Raw genomic sequence first — 22,957 nt, 5'->3', positions numbered from 1 at the left:
GGCATGTGGAGCTACATCCTGAAGCGCCTGTTGTTGATGATCCCGACGCTGTTCGGCGTATTGACGCTGACTTTTGTCGTGATCCAGTTCGTGCCCGGCGGCCCGGTCGAGCAGACCGTGCGCGAGTTGCGCAAGGGGCAGGAGCAGGGCGGCGCGCCGTTCGGCATGAGGGCGCACGCCGGCGTGGACGCGCAACAGATCGCGCAATTGAAGAAGCTGTATGGTTTCGACAAGCCGCCTCTGGAGCGCTACGTGTTGATGCTGTCGCATTATGCGCGATTCGATCTCGGTGACAGCTATTTCCGGCATCAGAGCGTCTGGTCGCTGGTGGTTTCCAAGCTGCCGGTGTCGATCAGCATCGGGTTATGGACGTTTTTGTTGACCTATCTGATATCGGTGCCGCTGGGCATTGCGAAGGCAGTGCGTAACGGATCGCGCTTTGATGTTTGGACCAGCATCGTCGTGCTGGTCGGCTACGCGATTCCTGGCTTCGTGCTTGGTGTGCTGCTGCTGGTGCTGTTCGGCGGGGGCACGTTCTTGCAACTGTTTCCGTTGCGCGGGCTGACATCGGATAACTGGTCGCAACTCAGCATGCTGGGTAAGATCGCCGACTACCTGTGGCATATTGCGCTGCCGGTGACCGCGTCGGTGGTCGGCAGCTTCGCGGTGGTCACGATGTTGACCAAGAATGCTTTTCTTGACCAGATCCGTCGCCAGTATGTGCTGACGGCGCGCGCCAAGGGCTTGCCCGAGCGCCGCGTGCTGTTCACGCACGTGCTGCGCAACGCGATGCTGCCGCTCGTCGTCGGCTTTCCCGCGGCATTCATCGGCGCATTCTTTACCGGCAGCTTGTTGATCGAGACGCTGTTCTCGCTCGATGGGCTGGGGTTGCTGTCCTATGAATCGGTGCTGCGGCGCGACTACCCAGTGGTGCTCGGCACGCTGTATCTCTTTACGCTGATTGGGCTCATCACGCAGCTGATTTCCGACGTGTGCTACGTGCTGGTCGATCCAAGGATCCAATTTGACAATTTGGAGCGTTGACGTGAGAGGGCGTGTAAAGCCCGGCCATGCGGCCGGCCCGGATGCGATGGCGCGCGGCGTCGTGCCGGCGCTCGCGTCGCCGTCGCCGTACCAGCGATTGTGGCGCCGCTTCAAGCGCAACCGCGTCGGTTATTGGAGTCTGGTGGTCTTTGTCGCACTGTATGCGTTCAGCCTGTGTGGCTTCTTCGTGTCGAACGACCGGCCGTTCATCGTGCGCTATCAGCATGCACTGTATTTTCCGTTGTTTCAGACGTATCCGGAAACCACATTTGGCGGGCAGTTTCCGACCCCGACCGATTATCTCGACCCGTATATTCGAGCGCGTTTCGAGCAACCCGGCAATTTCGCGATCTATCCACCGAACCCCTACTCGTACGATACGCTGAATTATTTTTCGCCAGTGCCTAATCCCGCGCCGCCGTCGCGCGAGAACTGGCTCGGGACCGACGGCCAGGGGCGCGATGTGTTCGCACGCCTGCTGTATGGTTTTGCTGTGTCGGTATCGTTCGGGCTGGCGCTGACGGCGATCGGCACACTGCTAGGCATCGTAATCGGAGCGCTGCAGGGGTACTTCGGCGGGTGCATCGATTTGGCGGGGCAGCGGCTGACCGAAATTTGGGGTTCATTGCCGGAACTGTATTTACTGATCATCTTCGCGTCGATTTTCGAACCCAGCCTCACGCTGCTGCTGGTACTGCTGTCGCTGTTCGGATGGATGGGGCTGGCCGCCTACGTGCGCGCAGAGTTTCTGCGCAATCGCACGCTCGACTATGTGAAGGCGGCGCGCGCGATGGGGCTGTCGCACTGGCAAATCATCCGCCGACACGTGATGCCCAACAGCATGACGCCGGTCATCACGTTTCTGCCGTTCCGCATGAGCGCGTCGATCTTGGCGTTGACGAGCCTGGACTTCCTCGGCCTTGGCGTGCCGCCACCCACGCCCAGCCTCGGTGAGTTGCTGGCGCAAGGCAAGGCGAACTTGGACGCATGGTGGATATCCATGTCGACGTTCGGTGTCCTGGTGCTGACGCTGACGCTGCTCACGTTCATGGGCGATGCGTTGCGCAACGCGCTCGATGCCCGGCTGGCCGATGCGCTGGGCGTGGCAGGCGGGCAGTGACGTGGTGTCCGCCGGTGCCGCGCCGTCGTGCTGCTCGGGTAGCCGCCTGATGAAATGAACCCTACGATGACAATGACGCAAGCATTCCCGCCGACAGTTGAGGTGGCCGTTCCGTCGGTTCAGTCGCAGCCGCTGCTGTCGATCGAGCACTTGCAGGTGCGTTTCGGCGAGTCGATCGCCGTTCATGACCTCAGTCTGGCCATTGGCCGGGGGGAGCGGGTCGCGTTGGTCGGCGAATCCGGATCGGGCAAGACCGTGACCGCGCTGTCCGTGCTGCGTCTGCTGCGCGACGCGCAACTGGACGGCGCGATCCGTTTCGCTGGCGAAGATCTGCTTACGTTGAGCGAAAGGCGCATGCGCAGTGTGCGCGGTGCCCAGATCGCGATGATTTTTCAGGAGCCGATGAGCGCGCTCAATCCGTTGTATACAATCGGCAAGCAAATCATCGAATCGATCCGATGGCATGACGGCGTGGACGAGCGCCAGGCGCGGCGCCGAGCGATCGCGTTGCTTGCCCGTACCGGCATCGACGACGCGCCTCGGCGGGTGGACGACTACCCGCATCAGCTCTCCGGCGGCCAGCGGCAGCGGGCAATGATTGCGATGGCGCTCGCGTGCCGGCCGCAGTTGCTGCTCGCGGACGAACCGACCACGGCACTGGATGTAACCATTCGGGGCCAGATCGTGGAGTTACTGCTCGAGTTGCAACAGGCGCGCGATATCCATCCACACGGCATGGCGGTGCTACTGATCACCCATGACCTGAACCTGGTGCGGCGCTTCGCGCAGCGCATTGCGGTAATGGAGCAGGGTAGACTCGTGGAGACGGGCACTGTCGAGCAAATTTTCTCCGCGCCGCAGCATCCGTACACGCAACGGTTGCTGGCGAGTCGGCCAGTGCGCAACATCTTGCCGGTGTTGCCGATTGCGCCGGTGCTGCTGGAGGCGCGCGACATTCGCGTGTCGTTCCCGAAGCGGCCTCGCACCCTTGCCGAGTGGTTCGCGCCGCGCCGCTTCGTGGCGCTAGAGGGCGCTAGCGTCGCCGTGCGCCAGGGCGAGACGTTGGGCGTGGTGGGCGAATCCGGTTCCGGAAAATCGACGTTGGCGATGGCGTTGCTCGGCCTGCAGCACACCGATACCGGCACGATCGAGTTTCGCGGTCGGCCTCTAGGCTCGTTCCGTGGACGCCAGCGCCGAGCGTTGCGCGCGCAGATCCAGGTCGTCTTTCAAGATCCGTTCAGTTCGCTTTCGCCACACCAAACGGTCGAGCAAATCGTCGGCGAAGGGCTCGCGCTGCATGCGCCGGGTCTGGACGAGGCCGCGCGGCGCGCAAAGGTGATCGCCACATTGCGGGAGGTCGGCATCGATCGTACCGCATTGTTACGCTATCCGCACGAATTCTCCGGTGGGCAGCGTCAGCGGATCGCTATTGCGCGTGCCCTCATTGTCGAGCCGCAGGTTCTGGTGCTAGACGAGCCGACCAGTGCCCTTGACGTGTCGATTCAGCAGCAAGTGCTGCATTTGCTATCGCGGTTGCAACAAAAGTACAACCTCGGCTATGTGTTCATCTCGCACGACCTGGAGGTCATCGCGGCGATCGCACATCGGGTTGTCGTCATCCAGGGTGGTACGGTCGTCGAAGTCGCACCCACCGAGGTGCTGCTGCATGCGCCGACCCATCCTTACACGCGTCAGTTATTGAAAGCTGCCAAATTTGATGCGAAGTCGGACGAGCGGGAACGAATAACCTTATGAAAATAATTGGAATTGCCTATTTTCTTTGACAGCGTAATAAACACTGGTTAGTATCGTCCAAACTTTTCCGCATCCCCCTGATTTCTCAAGTTTTCCCAGAAAATACTACCGATCCGATGCAGCATATCAATCTGAAACAAGCTTGCGTTCGAATTGTTGCTAGCGTGTTCCTCGGCGCGTTGATGGCTGGAGTAAATGGGGCGTACGCCGACGAAACAGGAAGTTGGCAAAAAAGTGCCAACCTGGGGCGGGGTTCCCGGCCACTGGCGGCACAAGACGGCGCGACGCAGAGCGGTGCCCAGGCTTCCCAGCAAAGCGCGAGCCAGACCTTTTCGTCCAATACCCATGCGTTTCTTTCCGGCATGGCCACTAAGGCTGGCGATGTGGTCGTCGGCGCGCTCAACATGATCGGGGTGCGTTATCGGTGGGGGGGCAACTCGCCCAGTTCGGGTCTGGACTGCAGCGGCTTCGTCCGTTACGTGTTCCAAGACACGCTCGGCCTGACGCTGCCGCGTCGCGCAGAGGAAATGAGCCGCGTCGGCGAAAAGGTCAAGATGAGCGAATTGAAGCCGGGCGACTTGGTGTTCTTCAATACGATGCGTCGCACGTTCTCGCACGTGGGCATCTATATCGGCGACAACAAGTTCGTGCATTCGCCGTCGACCGGCAGTACGATCCGCGTCGATGAACTGGATAGCGGGTACTGGGAAAAGCGGTTTACCGGCGCGCGTCGGCTTGACGCCGCGTATCCGGCGAAGGCTGACGCGTTGCGGCAACGCGTCAGCACATCGACATCGGACTGAACGCTCCCGGCCGCGCGCTGACCGGATCGCCCATGTCTGTGCGTTTACTGTGAGCGGGCCAGCGCGAGCCTTTGCTGCAATTGCGGGAAAATCCGATTAACGGCCTCTTCTCCGGCGAGGATCGCCGCGTTCCGCTGGCCGAAATCGCTGCCGCTCATCGCGGCGAGGTTGGGATGGACCACGATATCGGCATATTTGTCGAGTTCGTAGGTTTTGATCGACTGCCCCATGATCGCGAAGGTCTGCATCAGCACGTCGAACGAACTGCGTGTCAGACCGCTTTCCGGGCGCTGCGAGATGTCGATGGCGATCACGAAATCGGCCCCCATTTTGCGGGCGAACGCGGCTGGCACCGGGCTCACCAGGCCACCGTCAACATATTCGCGATCGCCGATGCGCACCGGCTCAAATATCGACGGCACGCTGCACGAAGCACGTACCGCGATGCCGGTATTGCCCCGCTGAAACAGGATCGGCTGGCCGCTTTTCAGGTCGGTTGCCACGATGCCCAGTGAACGGGCCATCTTTTCGATCGGCCGGTTGTTCAGCGTGGTGTTGATATAGTTTTGCAGCGCGACGCCTTTGAGGAAGCCGCGTGAGCGCAAGGGCAGCGCCCAGTCGCTGATCGCCGCCTCGTTCATCGTCAACGCAAGCTTGTTCATCTGCAGGCCGGTCATACCGGACGCATACAAGGCCGCGATGACTGAGCCGGCGCTGGTGCCGACAACCATATCGGCCTCGATGCCGCGCGCCTCGAGCGCCTTAATGACACCGATGTGGGCGAAACCACGCGCCGCGCCTCCGCCGAGCGCCAACCCGATCTTTAGCGGGCGGGGCGGTGTGGCGGGCGGCAGCGAGGGGGCGGCTATATTGGAGCGGGTCTTAGCGCCGGTGCATGCAGCAAGCAGCGTGGCCGTCGCGGCGCCGAGCAAGCGGCGGCGGGTGGGCGAAACAGCAAACAGCTTCAACGAAATCTCCAGCACGAAGTGGGCGCACAGGTCGATGTTGCCGCGACACGGCAACGACGGTGCCCCGCGCGCATTATAGGCGTATTGCCTTGACTAGGCGCATTGCTCTGACATTGCCCGGGGCGTCGCGGCCGCACCGGTATAATGATGGCTTGCCCGGTCCCGCGAGTCTTGCCTCGAACCGCGGGCCATGCCTCGAACCACCTGATCTGCAATGACCACCTCCGTACGTACCCGCTTTGCGCCGAGCCCGACCGGCTTCATCCATCTTGGCAACATTCGCTCCGCGCTTTATCCGTGGGCGTTTGCCCGCAAACATCACGGCACGTTTATTCTGCGCATTGAAGATACTGACATCGAGCGATCGACCGAGGCAGCCACGCAGGCGATCCTCGATGGCATGCAGTGGCTCGGGCTTGATTTTGACGAAGGGCCGTACTATCAGATGCAGCGGATGGACCGCTATCGCGACGTGATCAAGCAACTGCTCGATCAGGGTCTCGCGTATCCGTGCTACATGTCGCCCGAGGAACTGGATGCACTGCGCGAACGGCAGCGCGAGGCGGGCTTAAAGCCACGCTATGACGGCACCTGGCGGCCCGAACCAGGCAAGGTGCTGCCGACGCCGCCCGCCGGCGTGCAGCCCGTCGTGCGATTTAAGAATCCGCTGAGCGGCACGGTGGTATGGGACGATGCGGTCAAGGGGCGCATTGAGATTTCGAACGACGAGCTTGACGACCTGGTCATCGCGCGGCCCGACGGTACGCCCACGTATAACTTCTGCGTGGTGGTCGATGACCTGGACATGGCAATCACGCACGTGATCCGTGGCGACGACCATGTGAACAACACGCCACGCCAGATTAATATCCTGCGTGCGCTGGGCGGCACGCCTCCCGTGTATGCGCATTTGCCCACGGTGCTCAACGAGCAAGGCGAGAAGATGAGCAAGCGCAATGGTGCGATGAGCGTGACGGGGTATCGCGATGAGGGCTACCTGCCCGAGGCGGTGTTGAATTATCTTGCTCGGCTTGGTTGGGCGCACGGCGATGCGGAGATCTTCTCGCGTGAGCAGTTCGTCGAATGGTTCGACCTCGAGCACCTGGGCAAGTCGCCGGCACAGTACGACGCCAATAAGCTGAAGTGGTTGAATAACCATTATCTGAAGGAAGCCGACAACGCGCGCCTGGCGTCGCTCGCGTTGCCGATGCTGACCGCGCTTAGTGTCGATGCGACACGGGGGGCGCCATTGGACGGCGTTGTCGCGCTGTTTAAGGATCGTGCGAACACCGTCAAGGAGATCGCCGAGAGCGCGGTGATGTTTTATCGGACGCCGGCGCCGGCAGCGCAGGAGCTTGAGCGACATCTGACGGATGCCGTACGTCCCGCGCTTGCCGAGTTTATCGAAGCCCTTGCGGGGATCGACTGGACGAAGGAGGCGATCGGGACGGCGTTGAAGGCGGTGCTGGCAGCCCACAAGCTTAAGATGCCGCAGCTGGCGATGCCAGTACGTCTGCTGGTGGCCGGAACGACGCATACGCCGTCGATCGATGCGGTGCTGTATTTGTTCGGTCGCGAGACGGTACTCGAGCGGTTGAGGGCGGTGCTGTCTTGAGCGCGGTGACAGAATTTTGCGTCAAGGGGCTTTACAAATGGTCGGTTTGTCCCTAGAATCTCGTTCTCTGTCGGGGGTATAGCTCAGCTGGGAGAGCGCTTGCATGGCATGCAAGAGGTCAGCGGTTCGATCCCGCTTACCTCCACCAAGACATAGTCAACAGAAAGCCGAAGTAGCAAAAAAAGCTTTGAGAAATCAAAGCTTTTTTAATTTACCAGCGGCGTGCCCTCGGCCCGGCGGGGCAGTGAGGGCAGGCCACACGCTTGCCGGTAGCGGGCTAGCGCAACGATCCACTTTGGCGATCGCGGGCACGAGCCGCGCGCGTTGCCCCTTACCCACGATGTCAAGCCACTACTGGTCCTGTCCGTCCGGGCCTAGGTGCCGCGAGAAGTCGCCTATGGTGCCTTGGGCGACCTCGGAAAGGCGCAGGCCTTGTGTAGTAGAAGAGCGTGGTTAGACAGCGGCAGTGGGCGTAGTAAACGCTGCTGCGCTGCAGTTTCTTGGGGCAGCGGCTTGACAAAGTCTTTGACCTCGTCCCACAGCGAAAGAGATAAGTAGCGCGTGATGCACGGCGCCGGCCGTCGGCTGCGCTGGCTCAGCTAGTACGCGTGGGCTGCTTCAGGAGCCGTAAGCCGAGGCACGACAGTGCGTCGCGCACCCTTCAGTTGAACAGTTTGTCGGCGTCACTGACGTGCCGCGGTCCGCGCATCTGGACTGCCTTGTCTGCAAACGCGAAAAGCTTACTGCCGGCTTCCCGGTTTTCCGAAGGCTTATGCGTTGGCGGGCGCAATGCCCGCTGTTGACCAGCCATGATGTGAAGAAGGCAAACGCGGTAACCGCGATACTTGACACACGGCTTATTTTTTCATAAATGTTTGAATGTGACTGTATTGCAGTTTGATCGTTTAAATTGCTGTGATATTGACCGAATAATATTAGTATGAAACGTCAGTAACATAGTTAATTACCTCATTATCCACCTCGCGTGCACCGTTGCTTACATGGCGTTAAACACATCGCGCGGTGTCATCGCGCATCATTCCACCATGTCATCACCAGGTCAGTTGGATGGCAGGGCTAAAGGCTCATTTCTCCCGCTCCAATTCACTAGCTAGAGTCGGAGACTCTTACGCCCATAGTTCAACGTTGTCATTTAATCTAGTACAGGCTATTTTGATCATGCTGTGCTTAAGCTTTTCGACAAAAACAGCATCATTGAAGTGGTTGAAAAAGCGCGGTGGTTTGCTTTCTCATGTTATTTCAACAATAGGAGAAGTGACATGAGAAGCCGAAAACTCAGTGCAGTCGAGATGATCGCTGCGTTGCAAGCACGACAGGCCGGTGAAACGCTATCGCAGGTGTGCCGTCAGTGGTCAATCAGTGCGGCAACGCTGTATCGGATTCAAAAAGCATATGCAGGGTTGGATGTAGGCACACTCGCGCGCCTCGAAGTGCTGGAGCGCGAGAACGTACGGCTGCGCAAGCGCGTTAGGTATCTAGAGTTAGACAGTCAGTTACTGCAGGCAGCGCTGGGCGCACAGGGATTGTGCACCCATAAGAGGCGTGAGCTGGTGGTTTATCTAAGACGGCGTTTTAACGTGAGCTTGGCGCGAGCGTGCCGGCTGGCGGGGCTGTCGCGTGCGCTGTACCACTATCAAGCAAGCCCTTTTCGTCGTCCCGGTTAAGCGCGCCTGCGCCGCGTGTACCCGTCACGGGCGCGGCGGATTTTCTCAAAATAGGTTGTATTAATCGAACAGCGGCGCATCGTCTAAGCTTGATTTAACGGCGATGCACGCTTTGGGGCCGTAGGCGATCAGCGGATGAACGGTGCCGCGGGCCGGTCGCCGGTGCCGGGGCGTGCATGAGGAAACGATGGCGCAAGCCTAAGCGGAGCAAGCCCCCGATGAAAACGTTGAACAAGCTAATGGCATGGTTGGACGGGTGTACGTCAGCGCGCTGGCCCGCGCACGATCCGCTGGTGATGCTGCATAGGCTTGAGCAGGACAACGAGCAGTTACATGAGCAGCTGCACGAGCTTGAGCGCAAGTATGCGCGGCTGTACCGCCAATGCGCTGCGCAAACCGAGCAGAGCACGCGGCGCGTGAAGCGCTGAACTAAACCTGTGAAATGCACGGCGGCTCTGGCGCTAACTTGTGCCGCTTAATGGGAGAGGGCGCTTTGTGCTTGGCAAAGGCCCGAAATGGAGTGTAACAAAGCGAACCAATAAAGCTTTTTTAAGTAGGAGTACAAAACATGGCACTGGATTCAAAGACAATGGCGGCAACTTATCCGATACCGACCTATCGCTTTACGGTCACGGTGGGCAACGAGCAGATGGCCTTTAGCAGCGTGTCGGGGCTCGAGCAGTCGGTGGAAAAAATCGAGTACAAGGATGGGCTTGGTGGCCTGTACCAGATGCCGGGGCAAGCGCAATCGGTCACGCTTACGCTCAAGCGCGGGGTGATGCCTAAGCACAGCCAGTTGTATGACTGGATGAGTTCCATTTCACTAAATCGAGTGGATAAAAAAGACATTTCTATTAGCTTGACCGATGAGTCGGGCAAGGAGCTGTTAGTCACGTGGAACGTGAGTAATGCGTTTCCGACCAAACTTACCGCGCCGAGCCTGGAGGCGACGAGTAATGAGGTGGCTTTCGAAGAGCTGAGTCTGGCGGCGGACCGTGTGACGGTGAATTTCCATTGAGCCATTCGCACGATGTCAAGCGGTTGAGCCGATGAGTGGGCAACAAATGCAAAGAGGGGATCATGGCCGATTACAAGGTACCTGGGGTATATGTGGAGGAGCCGTTCGGGCTGGCGCTGTCGATTCAGACCGGGCAGACGGCGGTGCCGGTGTTTGCGTTTAACGCGACGAAGACCAGCACTGACGGCAATGATTTGAAGGAGTGGAACGAGGCGATCGATGGCACGAAAGTGACGCAGTTCGATTCGTGGCTGGCAGTTACCGCGGCACTGAACCCAAAGCGGCAAAATGTGGTACAGACTGCGATTAGTAAGCCCCCAAAAAATGGCGAAACAGACCAGGCCAAGCAAAAAGCAGCGGGTGACATGGCAGGCAAAAATTTCGATAATGCTCTTGCGAAAAACGCGCTTTACCAGTCGCTAAAACTGTACTTTTTGAACGGCGGCGGGTATTGCTATGTCGCGCCGGTCGATCAGCTCACTGCGTTGGTACCGGCGCTGGACGACGTAACGCTGCTGGTGCAGGCGGGTGCAACCCCCGGTAGTTTTCAGACTGCAGTGTCGACGTTATGCGGCGTGGGCAAGACGTGTTTTGCGATTTTCGATGGCCCGAAAAACGAACTGAACACGAATGGCAACAGTGACCCTAATGATGTAGTCAAACAGGCAGAGGGCTACCCGGACACGCCTTATGCTGCGGTGTACTACCCGTGGTTGACGATGGACGGCGTCGTCGATGCAAGCAAAAAGTCGATTCCTATTCCGCCGAGCGGGGCGGTCGCGGGTGTCTACGCGCGTGTGGATCGCGAGCGCGGTGTGTGGAAGGCGCCGGCGAACGTCGAGATTATCGGCGCACAGCCTGCGTTCAAGGTCTCGGATGCAGTAAATGCACAAGCCAACGTACCGGACTCAGGCGGCAAATCGATCAATGTGATCCGTGCGTTTCGCGGCACCGGCCCCCTGATTTGGGGAGCACGCACGCTGCAGTCGAATCAGACGACGTGGCGGTACGTGCCAGTGCGGCGTCTGTTCAACGCGGTGGAAAAGGATGTTAGGACGGCGATGAGCCCGGCGCTGTTTGAGCCGAACAGCGCGCCGACGTGGGAGCGGGTGCGCGGGGCGGTAGACAACTATTTGCACGGTTTATGGAAGCAGGGCGCGTTGCAGGGCAGTACCCCTGAGCAGGCGTATTTTGTACAGATCGGGCTGAATGTGACTATGACGAAAGACGATATTGACAACGGCCGGATGGTTATCAAGGTGGGGCTGGCGGCGGTGCGTCCGGCAGAGTTTATCGTGCTACAGCTGACGCAGAACGTGGTAACGGCCTGACGGCCAGCGAGCAAACTAGATTGGGCGGCGCCAGCCGGTGCCGCACACCATCGTTGGGGTGAGGACGGGTTATGAGCGAGGCGTATGCGGTGCCAGGCGTCTATGTGGAAGAAAGCAATGTACGGGCGTTGAGTATCCAGTCGGGTGAAACGGCAGTGCCCGTGTTTATCGGGCATTTTAATACGATTGATGGGGCACCGTTAAAAAGGTGTGTACCAGTGCAGAGTTGGCTGGCATTCACGAAGCGATTTAGTACGTTGGAGACGCTCACAATTGATGCTTCGGCGATACTGGCGGGACAGGAGCCTACGACGAAACAGGCGACAAATCCAACGCTTCCTCTCGGCTCGTACAGTGTACGGTTGTATTTCGAAAATGGGGGTGGGCCGTGTTACGTGCTGCACCTACCGGAACAAGAGGACGAATACTTAACCGAGATGGCCGCGGCGATCGAACACTGTCCGGACATCACGTTACTCGTGTGGTGCGAGTGCACGGAAAAAGACAAAAAAGTGTACGAGAAATTGGGTACGCTGTTAGGTGCCAGCGCGACGTCGGGCGGCAATCGCGGCCGGTTTTTGTTGGGGGATGCGCAGGCAAAGGACAGCAGTAATACGAATTTCGAGGTGCCGAACGTAGCAGAATCGACGCAGGTGGCCACGTATTTCCCGGCGCTAGCTACTGGCTATGTTCGTGAAGTGTCGGATGCTGGCGTGACGGTGACCGGGCTCTTGGGAGATCAGAATAATCTGATCAAGGAGGGTGTGCCGGATTGTAGACTGAGCAACCCGACCCTAGCGACTTTGAATCTCGCTATCAAATCGTTCCTGGGCAAAGCAAAGGGAAATAAAGATAAGGCGAAAGCGTTCACGAATAAAATCAAGGCTTTAAAAACCATTTGCGATGAGCCTTCTATTAGGAATTTGAGCGATAAAAAGAAGAAAATTGATCTTACGGCCCCCCAGAAAAAAACGATGATCGACGCGGGTATGCCGAGCAATGAATTGGAAGAATTAACCTTAGAGACTTTGCAGAAAAAAATTAAATCGCTCGACGAGGAAGCAAGTAAGAATGGGGATGAGGCAAAAAGGGCCGGTGAAAATGCCCAGAATTTACAAAAAACTTACGACGCGTGCCGTGCCTCCGCGCAACAGAAGATAGCCGGGCCTGTGATCGTGCGTGCGAGCGCGGCGATGGCAGGGGTTATTGCTCGGGTGGATCGTGAACGCGGTGTGTGGAAGGCGCCGGCGAACGTAGCGCTGGTGGGCGTGACGGAGTTGGCCTCGGTGCGGCAAGACGGGAAGGCTGAACCGATTCGCCTCGACGACGCGCTAAACGGAAGATTAGTCAATAACAAAATCAACGCAATCCGCGCATTTCATGGCCAAGGGATAAAGGTGTGGGGCGCGCGCACGATGGCGGATCTGAATCAAACCGCATGGCGCTACATTTCAGTGCGACGCTTATTCAATGCGGTCGAACGCGATGCGTGCGCGACGCTGCGCACGGTAGTGTTTGAGCCCAACAATGCACCGACTTGGGAGGCGGTGCGCAGCGCATTGGATCATTACTTATTTGCGCTGTGGCGCAAGGGCGCACTGCAGGGCGAGACGCCTGCACAAGCGTATTTCGTGCAAATCGGGCTGGGAGTGACGATGACACCGGACGATGTCGCTAATGGCCGAATGATAGCAAAAGTGGGGATGGCTGCGGTGCGGCCGGCGGAGTTTACCGTGTTGCAGTTCACGCAAGACATGGTGCCGAGCTAATTGTTATAGGCAAGCGCAGCAGCACTAAAGGGGCGCACGAGCCCTGGCTGCAGGCGGATCCTGAGCGAAGCTTACGCCGTGCTGGGTTGGTCAACGAAAGCTACGCACGGCCGCACTCAGAGGCGTGATAGATGTTCGATGGAATAGCTGATTGTGCAGATCAGGACTGCAAAGGATAGCGTAGCGCTGATTTGTCGTGAAGGCGAGCTAGTGGTGGCAGTTGATGATGACGGGATGGCATAGCAAGAGTGGGCACTATGAATGTGATGAAAACAACCGAAACAGCGTGGCCAGAGCCGGGCGTGAAGTTGATCTCGACGATCGATCCAGTGGATGCCAACGAGGATGTGCAAGCCAGTGCTGTGCCGGTGTTCATTGGCTGGTGGCCAGGCGCTGGACAGGCTGCGTTGAGACTGTGCAATGCTTCAATGGCAGTGAACGTGCCAGCCGGTGTACTGCACGACACACTCAAGCAGTACTTCGATAATGGTGGAGAGTGCGCCTTCGTATTGAGCTGGGCGGATCCAGAACCCGCCAACCAGGCCTCTTGCCAGATGTGGCAAACCTGGTGGAACCAGCGGCTGCAAAGTGACCTGGCGCCGATATTGAGCGAGCCGTCGATTACGCTGGTCGCGGTGCCGCAACTAGTTCCATGCATTGAAGCGTTACCCTCCTTTCATCACGACGATCAAACCATCAATGATCAAGTGGCCGACGCGCTGATTGAGGTGTGGCGCTCGCTGCTCAATGCAGTACATGCGAGCCGGTCGGATCTATTTTTTGTACTGGATGCGCCCAGTCAACCGGGGGTCGCAAAGCACTGCATTGACACGCTGCGAAAAAAACAGCCACTGGGTGAACTGGGCCAGCACGCCGCGCTGTATGGCCCCCATCTGATGACCGATTACCGCTCGAACAATAAGGTAGGGCTGAAAGAGTCGACGCCCAGACCGTATGACGAATACCGGATCGTGCCCCCGTGTGGGGCAGTGTTGGGCGTGATCGCGCGCACAGACCGCGAGATAGGGGTGTGGAAGGCGCCAGCCAATGAGGCGCTGTCGCATGTGCTTCAGCCAAGGTATCCAGAGACGCAAGCGAGTGGGTGGTTCGACGTATCCCGCGCGTCGATCAACCTAATTCGCAGCTTTCCGGGGCGGGGCACGCGCGTGTGGGGCTGCCGCACGCTAGCGGGCGAGGCTGACTCGCCCTTTCGGTATGTGCAGGTCAGACGATTGGTGACGTGGATTGAAGCCAACTTGCGTGAGCGATGCCGGTTTGCGGTGTTCGAGCCGAACCACGAGGTGACCTGGTTCCAATTGCGCGGGCTATGCAGCGCTTGGCTGCGGCAGCTGTGGCTGGAGGGAGGCTTGGCCGGTGCGGATGAAACGTCAGCGTATTCGGTGCAAGTGGGCCTGAATGAGACCCTGACGCAGGCGGACATCGACGCAGGCCGCTTGATGATAAGAGTGGCCGTGGCGGTGCTGCATGCGGCCGAGTGCATTGAGATCAAGCTGGTGCTGAAGCTGGGTGACACGACGGCGGCGGGAACCGAGACGGTGGGAGGGCCCTTGGCATGAAGACGATCGCGGCACGCATGACTGCGCCCAGCCTGGCGCACCGGTTCCAGGCGACGTTTTTTATCAAACGGGTGCCCAGTCCGCTGGATATGCATTTTGCGCAGATTTCGGGATTGGGACGTACGCTGGCGGTGACGGGCTTGCGCGAAGGCGGGGATAACCTGGGCACGGTGCAGTTGCCTGATCAGGTGCAGCACGGCACGTTGGTGCTGCAGCGCGGCGTGATGTCGGTCACGCCGGTGACGATGCTGTTCAACCACGTGCTGAGCAACGTGGCGAGCACGTATATAAGCGTGGTGATTTTGTTGCTCAACGGCGATTACCGGCCGGTGTGCAGCTGGACGCTCACCGATGCCTTGCCGGTGTCGTGGACGACTGGAGAACTAGATGCGTCAAAAAATGAAGTGCTAATTGATACGCTGGAGTTGGCGTACCGGCAAATGCATTGGGTGGGAGTACGGGGATGACCATTGAGATTCGGGAGTTGGTGATTGAAGCGCGGGTAGTCAGTGAATCGCCCACGCCATGCAACCCGACGACGGCGCTGCCGATGCGCAGCGAGCAGGAGTGGGTGGAGCAGGTGGCGCGTCGGGCGCTGGAGCTGCTGAACGAACAACGGGAGCAACTGTGATGGGGCTGCTCGAGCGAGGCCTGACGAAGTTGACGCTAGAGGCATATCAGGGGGCCAATGGGCAAAAGAAAATTGGCACGCTCACGGCGATGTATAACCCGCAGACGATTAGTTTGGACTATGCGGCGTCGTACCAAACGTCGAGTGGAATCAATCAGCATCATGACGTGAGTTGGTATCGGCAGGTCGAGCCGCCGACGTTAAGTCTGGAGTTGATTTTGGATGCACGAGGCCCTAACGGCGGCAAGCCGGTGGATGCTCAGCTGAGCCAGTTGCGTGCGCTGTGCTTTACCGTCGGGCCGAAAGGCGAAGCGCCGTTTCTGCGGGTCACATGGGGCAAGATGAGTTGGCACGGGCATGGCTTTTTTGCCGGGCGGCTGCAGCAGCTATCGGTGAGCTATACGCTATTCGATCGCAACGCAGCGCCGCTGCGGGCCAGCGCGACATTGACGCTCAAAGGCGAGACCAGTGATGACATGGCCAAGCTGCGGGCAGGACAGCCGGTGTCACGCCAACTGGTGAGCGCGGACGATAAGACACCGCTGCCGAACCTGCTCGAGCAGACAGGCGGTGCGGCGGGCAAGGCCGATTATTTGGCAGTAGCACGAGCCAACGGGCTATCCAATTTGAGCGAATTGAAGCCAGGCCGGTGGCTGGCGATTAAATGAGTCGGGTGGCGGTGGGCGCCGAAAGCGGACGCGCGGGCAAGGCGGGATAAAACCGTTGAGGGAACACGACGATGGGATTCGGATCATTTAAGGCGCGTATCAAACAGGCGGTACACCAGGCTGAGGCGAGCGTGAGCGAGGTGGCCGATCAGGCGGTGTCGGCCGTGGACCAGGTGGTGAGTCAAGCGAGCTCAGCAGTCGCGGGCGTGGCCGCAGACGCGCAGGCCGTGGTCACCCATGCAGTGAGCCCATGGGCGGACACGATCAGCCAGGCCGCGCAGTCGAGCGCGGCGCTATTGGAAGCCGGCTCGGCGCTGCGGGGCACCGCGGGCAGCGCGCACGCGCCTAATAGAACAGGGGCGGACGAAGCGCCAGCTGAGCTTGAGATTCGCTTAAATGGTCAACCGTTGGATCCCAAGCACGTATGGGTAGAGCGCATTGAAGTGCGTCGTGCGGTCAACGAAATTCCGACAGCAACGGTGCTGTTAACAATGCCGCAAGCGCCGCACGATGACTACTCGGTGCTCACGCGTCTGCTTGAACAGGGTGCGATTGGTCAGAGCTTAAGCATGAAGGCGGGCAAGCTGCTGCTGTTTGCCGGCGTGGTGGCGACGATGCAGGTCCAAGTTGGTAGCACGGGTCGGCGCCTGAAGGTGCGACTCAAGCACCGGTTGCAGGGGTTGAAGGCACGGCAGGACAGCCGGATCCTGAAGCAGGGTACGGATGCGAGCGTGTTACGGCAGGTACTGGGCGAGCATGGCGTGAAAGCGCAGGTGACGATGCCGGTCGCCGAGCCCGTGCAGCGGATGCAATGGAATTGCTCGGACTGGACATTCGTGCGAGCGGTGGCAGGCCAACACGGCGCGTGGTTGTGGCCGCAAGCCGATGGGGGCGTCAAGATTCACGCGCCCAAGCTGGGCGGCAAGACGCACCGGATTGGGGCTGCGGCGTCTCGACCAGGGATGAGTTTGCTCGAGGCCCGATGGGCGTATTCGGGGCTGACGCAACCGCAACAGGTATACACGAAAAGTTGGGACTTGAGTGCGCAGAGGGTGGTGGAGAAGACGGCGAAACCGGCCAGTCTGGGCGCAGGAGGACTAGCGCCCACTCGAATCAAGCCCCTGAAAGACGCGCGCTGGTTGGCGTCGCTAACTGGACAATGGGAGCCAGCGATCCAGCAAAGTGCGACCAATGGCTGGATCACGCAACAGCATGCGCAGGCGGTGCGAGGGCAATGGACGGTGGCGGGCTGTCAGGCGATCGAGTTGGGCGATACGTTGGAGTTAACTGGATTTGGCCCAGCGTTGGACGGGCGCGCAATCGTGACACAGCTCGAATACGAGATCGACTCGACGCTGCGGGTGGGCAAGACGATCGTGGGGATCGGATTGGACGAGGCGGCAGCAGTGGCACCGTCGCTACCTGCGCCGGCAGAATTGGTGATCGGTAAGGTGGCCAAGCACCAAACGGATGCGAAGCCGGCGACATGGAACCGGGTGCCGGTGACGGTGCCGATGTTAGGATCGTCAGTGCTGTGGGCGCGCATGGGGCACGCCTATGCGAGCACCCAAAGCGGGGTGACATTTTATCCGGAAGCCGAGGACGAGGTGGCACTGGAGTTCATGGGGCAGGACCCGGTGATTGTGGCGTCGCTGCATAACCCAAAACAAGTGGCGCCGTTCGCGCCGAGCGCTAAAAACGAGAAGAAGGCGATTGTGCTGCGGCATCAGGGCAAGCGGCTGGAGTTGAGTTTCGATCGAGAGCAGCATGCGTTGCAGTGGATGGTGGGGCAAGATACGACACCAGAACAGCAGCTCGTGATGAGCGAAGAGAAGGGGCTTTCGTTTGCCGCCAAGCAGGGGCAAGTGATGATGGAGGTCGAGGCGGGGGATGTGTCGTGGACGACAAAGAAAAACCTTAAGGTGAATGCGACCGAGCAAGTGACGCTAGAGGGCAAGGCGGGCGTGGCCGTGTCAAGCGAAAAGCATGTGAAGCTAGATGCGCAGACGAAGTTATCAGGGCAAGGCAAGCAAGAGGTGGCGTGGTCAAGCGAGCGTAGCCGGATGACGATGACGCCGGACAAAGCGAGCGTGTCGGCCAATGAAGTGGCGGTCGATGGCACGATGACGACAAAGCTCAGTGGCAATGAGGGCGTTCAGATCAAGGGTGCCAAGGTTGACGTGAAGGGTGACGCTGAGGTGAGCGTGGCGGGGCCCAAGGTGGCGTTCAATGGCCAAGCTCAGGCGAGCGTGACGGGCGCGCAGGTGAGCGTGGAGGGCCAGGCAACGACGAACGTGGGTGGCAGCGGAATCACAAACGTGAAGGGCGCGATGGTGAACCTGGGCTAGCGCCGACGCGGCGTCGACAAATAGGAGTCTTTGATGAGCGTTGAGGATACCGAATCGGATTTGTATGGTCAAGGCTGGGCGTTTCCGCTAACTTTTAAATTGCCCAAGCACGAGGGAGACAGTGGGGTGACGATGTCGGCTGGCGCGCATAACGTGGAGCAGAGTTTAAAAGTGTTGTTCCAAACTCAACCGGGCGAGCGGATTATGCGTAGTACATACGGCTGTGACTTGCAGGCGGCGGTGTTTGCGAGCCTGTCCGAAGGCGTGCTGGCGGGTTTGCGGCGCCGCATTTTGGAGAGTGTGGCGCGGGAGGAGCCGCGCGCCGAAGTGGTGGAAATCGATATGCAACAGGATGTGCACCAACCGGGATGGTTAGGGATCGAGGTGACGTACCGGTTGGCGGGGCAGGCGCAGACGCGGCGCGTCTCCGGTGCGCTGGACCTGCAGGACGGCACGGGCGGAGGCTTTTAATGGGTGAGCTGATGGTGGCTACCGGTGACGTGGTGATGTTTGAACCCAATTTCGGTAACCGGACGCTAATGGCGCCGGCGCAAGCGATGCTGGCCGGCACTGGGCGGTTCATGGTGAAGGGCAAGCCCGGGTGCGTGATCAGCGATTTGGCGAAGGTAGTCGTGCCGGGCGTGCCGTATGTGTCGGGCACCTTTACGGTGCCAGGCGTGGGCCTCATTCAGATGGTGATGGCCGCGCCCGATCAAATCGGTAAACAGGTGTTCAGTGGCGCACCGGTGCTGATTAAGGGGGGGCAATGTCAAGCGATGTTTATTCCGACGGCACCCGCGACGATGCCACCGCCGGCCAGCACCCCGGATCCAACGGTGGGCGTGCCTACGCCCGGTAAAGGGCGGTTTGTAGTTACGCAGGTCAACGTGAAGGCGGGTTGACGCACCGAAGAAATGCGACGATGCATTCAAGGACAGCAATGATGGCGACAGAGCAGCGCGCAAATAATGACGCAATATCGTTCGTGCTGGACGATCGATCAATCGGCGCGCGATTGGATGCCTTTCGCGCGTATTGTCAGCGGCTGCCGTTCCAAGACGCGCAAGAAAAGATCATTGGCACGTGGGCGCAAGTGCTGTTGGGTGTGGACGCGGGCAAATGGGATCCTAAGTGGGAAGAAAATAATTTCACCGAGCATGAGGAGGAACAGGCGCGTCAGAAGACGGAACAGGCGTGGGCAGTTGAGCGGCAGCGCCTGATCGACCTGTACGAGACACCACAGCAGGCAGACCAACGCCTGCCGGCCGAGCGCGCGTTTTTGCTCGCGTTGCTGGGGCTGCTGGAGACGCCGCGGGCGTTGCTCAATGCACTGCCGGCGCAGCATCGCGAGCTGTATTACAGGCAGATGCTGACACTTAAGCCACGGGCGGCGCAAGCGGACCGGGTAACCGTGCATTTTACGTTGGCCGACGGGATGCGGGAACTGGTGCTGCCGGCAGGGCTGCGACTCGATGCGGGGTACGATAGCGCGGGCAACGCGGTGCAGTATGCGCTCGAGCAACCGGTGACGGTGAATGCAGCGCGTCTCACGGATATGCGATGGGTGGTGCGCGATCCACTGGTGCGTACCGGGCGTCGAACGCGCGTGGTGTGTGACGAGGCAGCCGGCATTGCGTGGCCCAGTGGGGGCGTGCGGTTGTTTGAGGCGGCGCCGGTTAAAACGGGTGACGCTGCGCGACCGGATGCAGACCGGGCCGTGATGAGTGGTCGGGTGGTGGGCTCGCCGGTGTTGGCGGTGGCAGGCGGGCAGCGAGCGTGGACAGTGACCTTTAAGAAGAAGCCGCGCTCGGCAGTGAAGGCCGAACTCAGTATTGGGCAAGTATGGGTCGAGCTTCAGTGCAATGCGTGCAAATCGCCCAAGGAACTGACCTTCAGCCTGGGCTCCCAGGCGGGCGTGCCAACAGCAGTGTCAAATCTGGATGGCTTGCAGGCGGCAACGCCGCTGTTGCGACTGACGAGCGAGTCAGGTGAGTCGGTGCCAGAGGTGGAGCGCTTAGCCGTGTCGGTGAGGGGTGCGGTCAATGTGCAGTGTGTCACAGACGATGGCATGGCGCTCTCGGGCGGCGGCTTGCCGTTTGGCGAGCGGGCTGACCAGGGACGAGCAGTCAATTTGATGTCCCCGGAATGGTGGCGGTTGGGACCGAAATTGACGCAAATCACAGTGACGCCGAACTGGGTGGGATTGCCGCAAATGTCATTCAGCGACTGGTATGGGCCGGATCCGTCGCAAAGCGAGGAAAAATGGCTTAAGTTGGACGCGAACCTGAATGTCGATTTAAAGAACGGCCAAACGTTGGATCAGTTGGCGAAGCACCCAAGCGGCAGTCTCGCGCAGCGCGTGACGAATGGATCCGAGGTAGCCAAGCAGATCGTGGCGGACAGAGGTTACCCGAGCAGACCGACCAGCAACGCGGTCTTTACTGTACAAGCGTCGATTGCGCGACATACTCCGGACGGCGCGACGCCGCTAGGAGTATTGCCGCTGTTTGACCAAAAGGATGGATCAAAAGACGCAAATGGTGCACAGGAAAAGAATGGAGAAGAGAAGACTGGAAAGGAGGAGCCACCGACGCCACAGCCTTTGACGATTACGCTGAGCAATGCCGACTTGCCGCCAGTGGCGGCGCACACGCCCGCCCCCGAAGATGACGATCCGGCTGCCTGGCCGTGGCAGGTACGAGTCGAATTGCAACAATCGTTTTTGCACGCAGAGTATGACGTGCACCTACAGACACCGGCGCAAATGATTGTGCTCGAGACGCAGCACACAATCACGACGCAGGTGACTTGCTTACAGGATGTAGAAGGACAGAAAGTCCCGAAGCTGGTGGCCGTTGACGTACCGGGCGAGTCGAATAAGAAGATTCCGATGCCGGCGATGGAGGCACACACCGAGACCATTCGTACACCAGTGCCGGTGATGGTGCCCAAAGCCCAATGGCGCGCTCCGTATGTGCCGCAATGGTCAGCGCTGCAGGTTGACTATGAGGCCGCCGATACTGAGGTGACGCAGCAGGTGATTACGCCGTTTGGATATGCGCCGACTGACGAGCGCGCACTGTTCGCAGGTGCGCAACTGTATCTGGGGATAAAAGGCATCGAGGCGGGCCAATGGCTGACGCTGCACTGGCAACTACACAGCCCAGGGGCGCTCGAGCTGCAGTGGCAATACTTGGCGCCGGGCGAGCGCTGGCAGCGACTGCCGGTGGCCGATGGCACCGATGGGTTGAGCATGAGCGGTCAGTGGTCGGTGGACTGGCCAGGCGATGCGAGCAGCACATCAACGAGCTTGCCGGCGGGCCGGATGTGGCTGCGGGCAAGCGTTAGGACGCTGCCAGTGCGTGATCGGGAGCAGCCGTGGTTACCGGCGCTGCCGTGGCTGAGCGGATGGGTGACGAACGCAGCGCAAGCAACACGGGCAACCCCTTTTATGCAAGCGTTAAAGCCGGGCAGCGTGACGCAAGCGCTCGATGCGCCGGCCGGGTTACAGTCGGTTCAGCAGCCATGGCCGTCAACGGGTGGCCAAGCAGCGGAGACGCAGGCGCAGTTTGACGCGCGCATTGCGTACCGCTTACGGCACCGCGACCGAGGCTTGAACAATCAGGACCTGCAGACCTTGCTGCATGAACAGTATCCGCAGATCCGGGAGCTGGCGGTACCGCCGCCCAAGCGCGGTGAGAACGGCGCTTTGCAGCAGACGATCGCGATTATGCCGGGACCGGCGCTGAGCGACAGCGAGGATCGGTTGCGCCCGAGTCTAAGTAACGCGCATTTAAGCCAAATACAGACGTGGTTGAAGGCGCGCACATCGCCCTGGTTGAGCCTGGACTGCGTGAATCCGGACTATGTGACAGTGAGCGTGAGCTGGAAGGTCGACTACCAGCCGGGGCTGAGTCGCACGGTCGGCCATGCGCGTGTACAAGCAGCGCTGCAAGCCGCGTTTGTGCCGTGGGCGAGCAAGGACGACGATGGCAGTGTGCAAGCGATTGGTCGTGCGATCACACACGGCATGGTGCGGGACGTGCTGTGTTCGATGCCTGAGGTTGCAGAGGTGAAAGCGGTGTGTCTAAATGGGGACAATAACACGGATTTCGTCGTCTCGCCCCGACAGGTCGCGGTGCTCACGTGTGTACCGCTCGAATATGAAGGCTTGACGATTGCCTGGGTGAGACCCGAGCAAAACGGCCAGCAGACGGACTACCGCGACGTGACGATGGTGGGTAACGGACAGGAACAAGCGACGCTTCAGGTGGCGGTGCCCAAACAGATATCAGGACTGCACGATGAGCCGATCAAAACGGCGGCCGAGGTGGAGCTGGTAGACCTGGATACGGGGCTGACATTGCCAAACAAGTCGACTGAGGCGGGATTGTGGGTGCAAGACAAGCGAGCTCAGGAGTCGAATCAAAACGTAACAATCCACTCATTTGATGTGGTTGCCGACGAGCGTGCGTGCGGTGTGTATCGACTTGGCGCAGTGGTGAAGCTAAAGGATGTGCCGGATGTGACGTTGCACTCGGCGCAGGCTGGTCAGTTCGTGACGGTCAATGTGCACGCTGCGACATTGCCCGATGACGGCTTGCCGAGCAGCTAGCTTTCGGAGC

Annotated in this window: 19 protein-coding genes and 1 tRNA gene; 19 read left to right on the top strand and 1 reads right to left on the bottom strand. The window is 59.7% G+C overall.

All coding sequences use genetic code 11. From position 1 onward, the window contains the following. Window positions 1-3 precede the first annotated feature (3 nt). The 4 genes from RA167_RS07545 to RA167_RS07530 all read left to right on the top strand — a co-directional run bounded on the left by RA167_RS07545 (window position 4) and on the right by RA167_RS07530 (window position 4,722). Window positions 4-1,044 carry a microcin C ABC transporter permease YejB gene (locus RA167_RS07545; RefSeq protein WP_076785080.1) on the top strand — a complete coding sequence of 347 codons (1,041 nt, stop codon included), beginning with the start codon at window positions 4-6 and terminating at the stop codon, window positions 1,042-1,044. Window positions 1,045-1,090: 46 nt separating this feature from the next. After that, entirely contained in the window at window positions 1,091-2,164 is a 1,074-nt protein-coding gene (locus RA167_RS07540; RefSeq protein ID WP_076787236.1) for an ABC transporter permease, read from the top strand. A gap of 72 nt (window positions 2,165-2,236) precedes the next feature. Then, the gene (locus tag RA167_RS07535; RefSeq protein WP_076785079.1) at window positions 2,237-3,919 is read left to right on the top strand and encodes an ABC transporter ATP-binding protein; all 1,683 of its coding nucleotides are present in this window, start codon (window positions 2,237-2,239) and stop codon (window positions 3,917-3,919) included. A 116-nt stretch (window positions 3,920-4,035) separates the two neighbouring features. Then, window positions 4,036-4,722: a C40 family peptidase gene (locus RA167_RS07530; protein ID WP_076785078.1), complete on the top strand. Its 687-nt coding sequence runs from the start codon at window positions 4,036-4,038 to the stop codon at window positions 4,720-4,722. 44 nt (window positions 4,723-4,766) lie between these two features. Here RA167_RS07530 and RA167_RS07525 read toward each other — a convergent pair whose 3' ends face one another. Further along, the gene (locus RA167_RS07525; protein ID WP_370642930.1) at window positions 4,767-5,720 is read right to left on the bottom strand and encodes a patatin-like phospholipase family protein; all 954 of its coding nucleotides are present in this window, start codon (window positions 5,718-5,720) and stop codon (window positions 4,767-4,769) included. Between the two features lie 184 nt (window positions 5,721-5,904). On the opposite strand from RA167_RS07525, the gene gltX reads away from it, so the two are divergent. The 15 genes from gltX to RA167_RS07450 all read left to right on the top strand — a co-directional run bounded on the left by gltX (window position 5,905) and on the right by RA167_RS07450 (window position 22,947). Then, window positions 5,905-7,305, top strand: coding sequence for a glutamate--tRNA ligase (gltX, locus tag RA167_RS07520; protein ID WP_076785077.1), 1,401 nt, complete (start codon window positions 5,905-5,907; stop codon window positions 7,303-7,305). 72 nt (window positions 7,306-7,377) lie between these two features. Beyond that, window positions 7,378-7,453 (top strand) — tRNA-Ala (locus RA167_RS07515). 1,132 nt (window positions 7,454-8,585) lie between these two features. Further along, the gene (locus tag RA167_RS07510) at window positions 8,586-8,990 is read left to right on the top strand and encodes a transposase (RefSeq protein WP_083705958.1); all 405 of its coding nucleotides are present in this window, start codon (window positions 8,586-8,588) and stop codon (window positions 8,988-8,990) included. 218 nt (window positions 8,991-9,208) lie between these two features. After that, window positions 9,209-9,418, top strand: a complete 210-nt coding sequence (locus RA167_RS07505) for a hypothetical protein (protein ID WP_076785075.1) — start codon at window positions 9,209-9,211, stop codon at window positions 9,416-9,418. A 140-nt stretch (window positions 9,419-9,558) separates the two neighbouring features. Next, a complete protein-coding gene (locus tag RA167_RS07500; RefSeq protein ID WP_013436258.1) occupies window positions 9,559-10,008 on the top strand; it encodes a phage tail protein in 450 nt (149 codons plus the stop codon). 62 nt (window positions 10,009-10,070) lie between these two features. After that, a complete protein-coding gene (locus RA167_RS07495; RefSeq protein WP_076785074.1) occupies window positions 10,071-11,339 on the top strand; it encodes a phage tail sheath family protein in 1,269 nt (422 codons plus the stop codon). A gap of 71 nt (window positions 11,340-11,410) precedes the next feature. After that, window positions 11,411-13,108 (top strand): phage tail sheath family protein, encoded by a 1,698-nt coding sequence (locus tag RA167_RS07490; protein WP_076785073.1) that lies wholly within the window; start codon window positions 11,411-11,413, stop codon window positions 13,106-13,108. A 257-nt stretch (window positions 13,109-13,365) separates the two neighbouring features. Continuing rightward, complete coding sequence (locus RA167_RS07485; RefSeq protein ID WP_076785072.1) at window positions 13,366-14,685, top strand: phage tail sheath family protein; 1,320 nt, start codon at window positions 13,366-13,368, stop codon at window positions 14,683-14,685. Then, window positions 14,682-15,152, top strand: a complete 471-nt coding sequence (locus RA167_RS07480; RefSeq protein WP_076785071.1) for a phage tail protein — start codon at window positions 14,682-14,684, stop codon at window positions 15,150-15,152. Before RA167_RS07485 ends, RA167_RS07480 begins: the two co-directional genes overlap by 4 nt. Continuing rightward, complete coding sequence (locus RA167_RS07475) at window positions 15,149-15,316, top strand: DUF5908 family protein (protein ID WP_175972398.1); 168 nt, start codon at window positions 15,149-15,151, stop codon at window positions 15,314-15,316. Before RA167_RS07480 ends, RA167_RS07475 begins: the two co-directional genes overlap by 4 nt. Further along, window positions 15,316-15,984 (top strand): hypothetical protein, encoded by a 669-nt coding sequence (locus RA167_RS07470; protein WP_076785070.1) that lies wholly within the window; start codon window positions 15,316-15,318, stop codon window positions 15,982-15,984. Before RA167_RS07475 ends, RA167_RS07470 begins: the two co-directional genes overlap by 1 nt. Before the next feature lie 71 nt (window positions 15,985-16,055). Further along, on the top strand, window positions 16,056-18,332 hold the full coding sequence (locus RA167_RS07465) for a contractile injection system protein, VgrG/Pvc8 family (protein WP_076785069.1): 2,277 nt from the start codon (window positions 16,056-16,058) through the stop codon (window positions 18,330-18,332). A 33-nt stretch (window positions 18,333-18,365) separates the two neighbouring features. Beyond that, window positions 18,366-18,803 carry a GPW/gp25 family protein gene (locus RA167_RS07460; protein WP_076785068.1) on the top strand — a complete coding sequence of 146 codons (438 nt, stop codon included), beginning with the start codon at window positions 18,366-18,368 and terminating at the stop codon, window positions 18,801-18,803. After that, the gene (locus RA167_RS07455; RefSeq protein ID WP_076785067.1) at window positions 18,803-19,234 is read left to right on the top strand and encodes a hypothetical protein; all 432 of its coding nucleotides are present in this window, start codon (window positions 18,803-18,805) and stop codon (window positions 19,232-19,234) included. Before RA167_RS07460 ends, RA167_RS07455 begins: the two co-directional genes overlap by 1 nt. A 41-nt stretch (window positions 19,235-19,275) precedes the next feature. Beyond that, window positions 19,276-22,947 carry a hypothetical protein gene (locus RA167_RS07450; RefSeq protein ID WP_139336964.1) on the top strand — a complete coding sequence of 1,224 codons (3,672 nt, stop codon included), beginning with the start codon at window positions 19,276-19,278 and terminating at the stop codon, window positions 22,945-22,947. Window positions 22,948-22,957: the final 10 nt, after the last annotated feature.

The sequence above is a fragment of the Mycetohabitans endofungorum genome (genome assembly GCF_037477895.1).
Lineage (GTDB): Bacteria > Pseudomonadota > Gammaproteobacteria > Burkholderiales > Burkholderiaceae > Mycetohabitans.
Note: the sequence above shows the minus strand (reverse complement) of the source record. Positions and strands in the feature narration are given on the sequence as shown.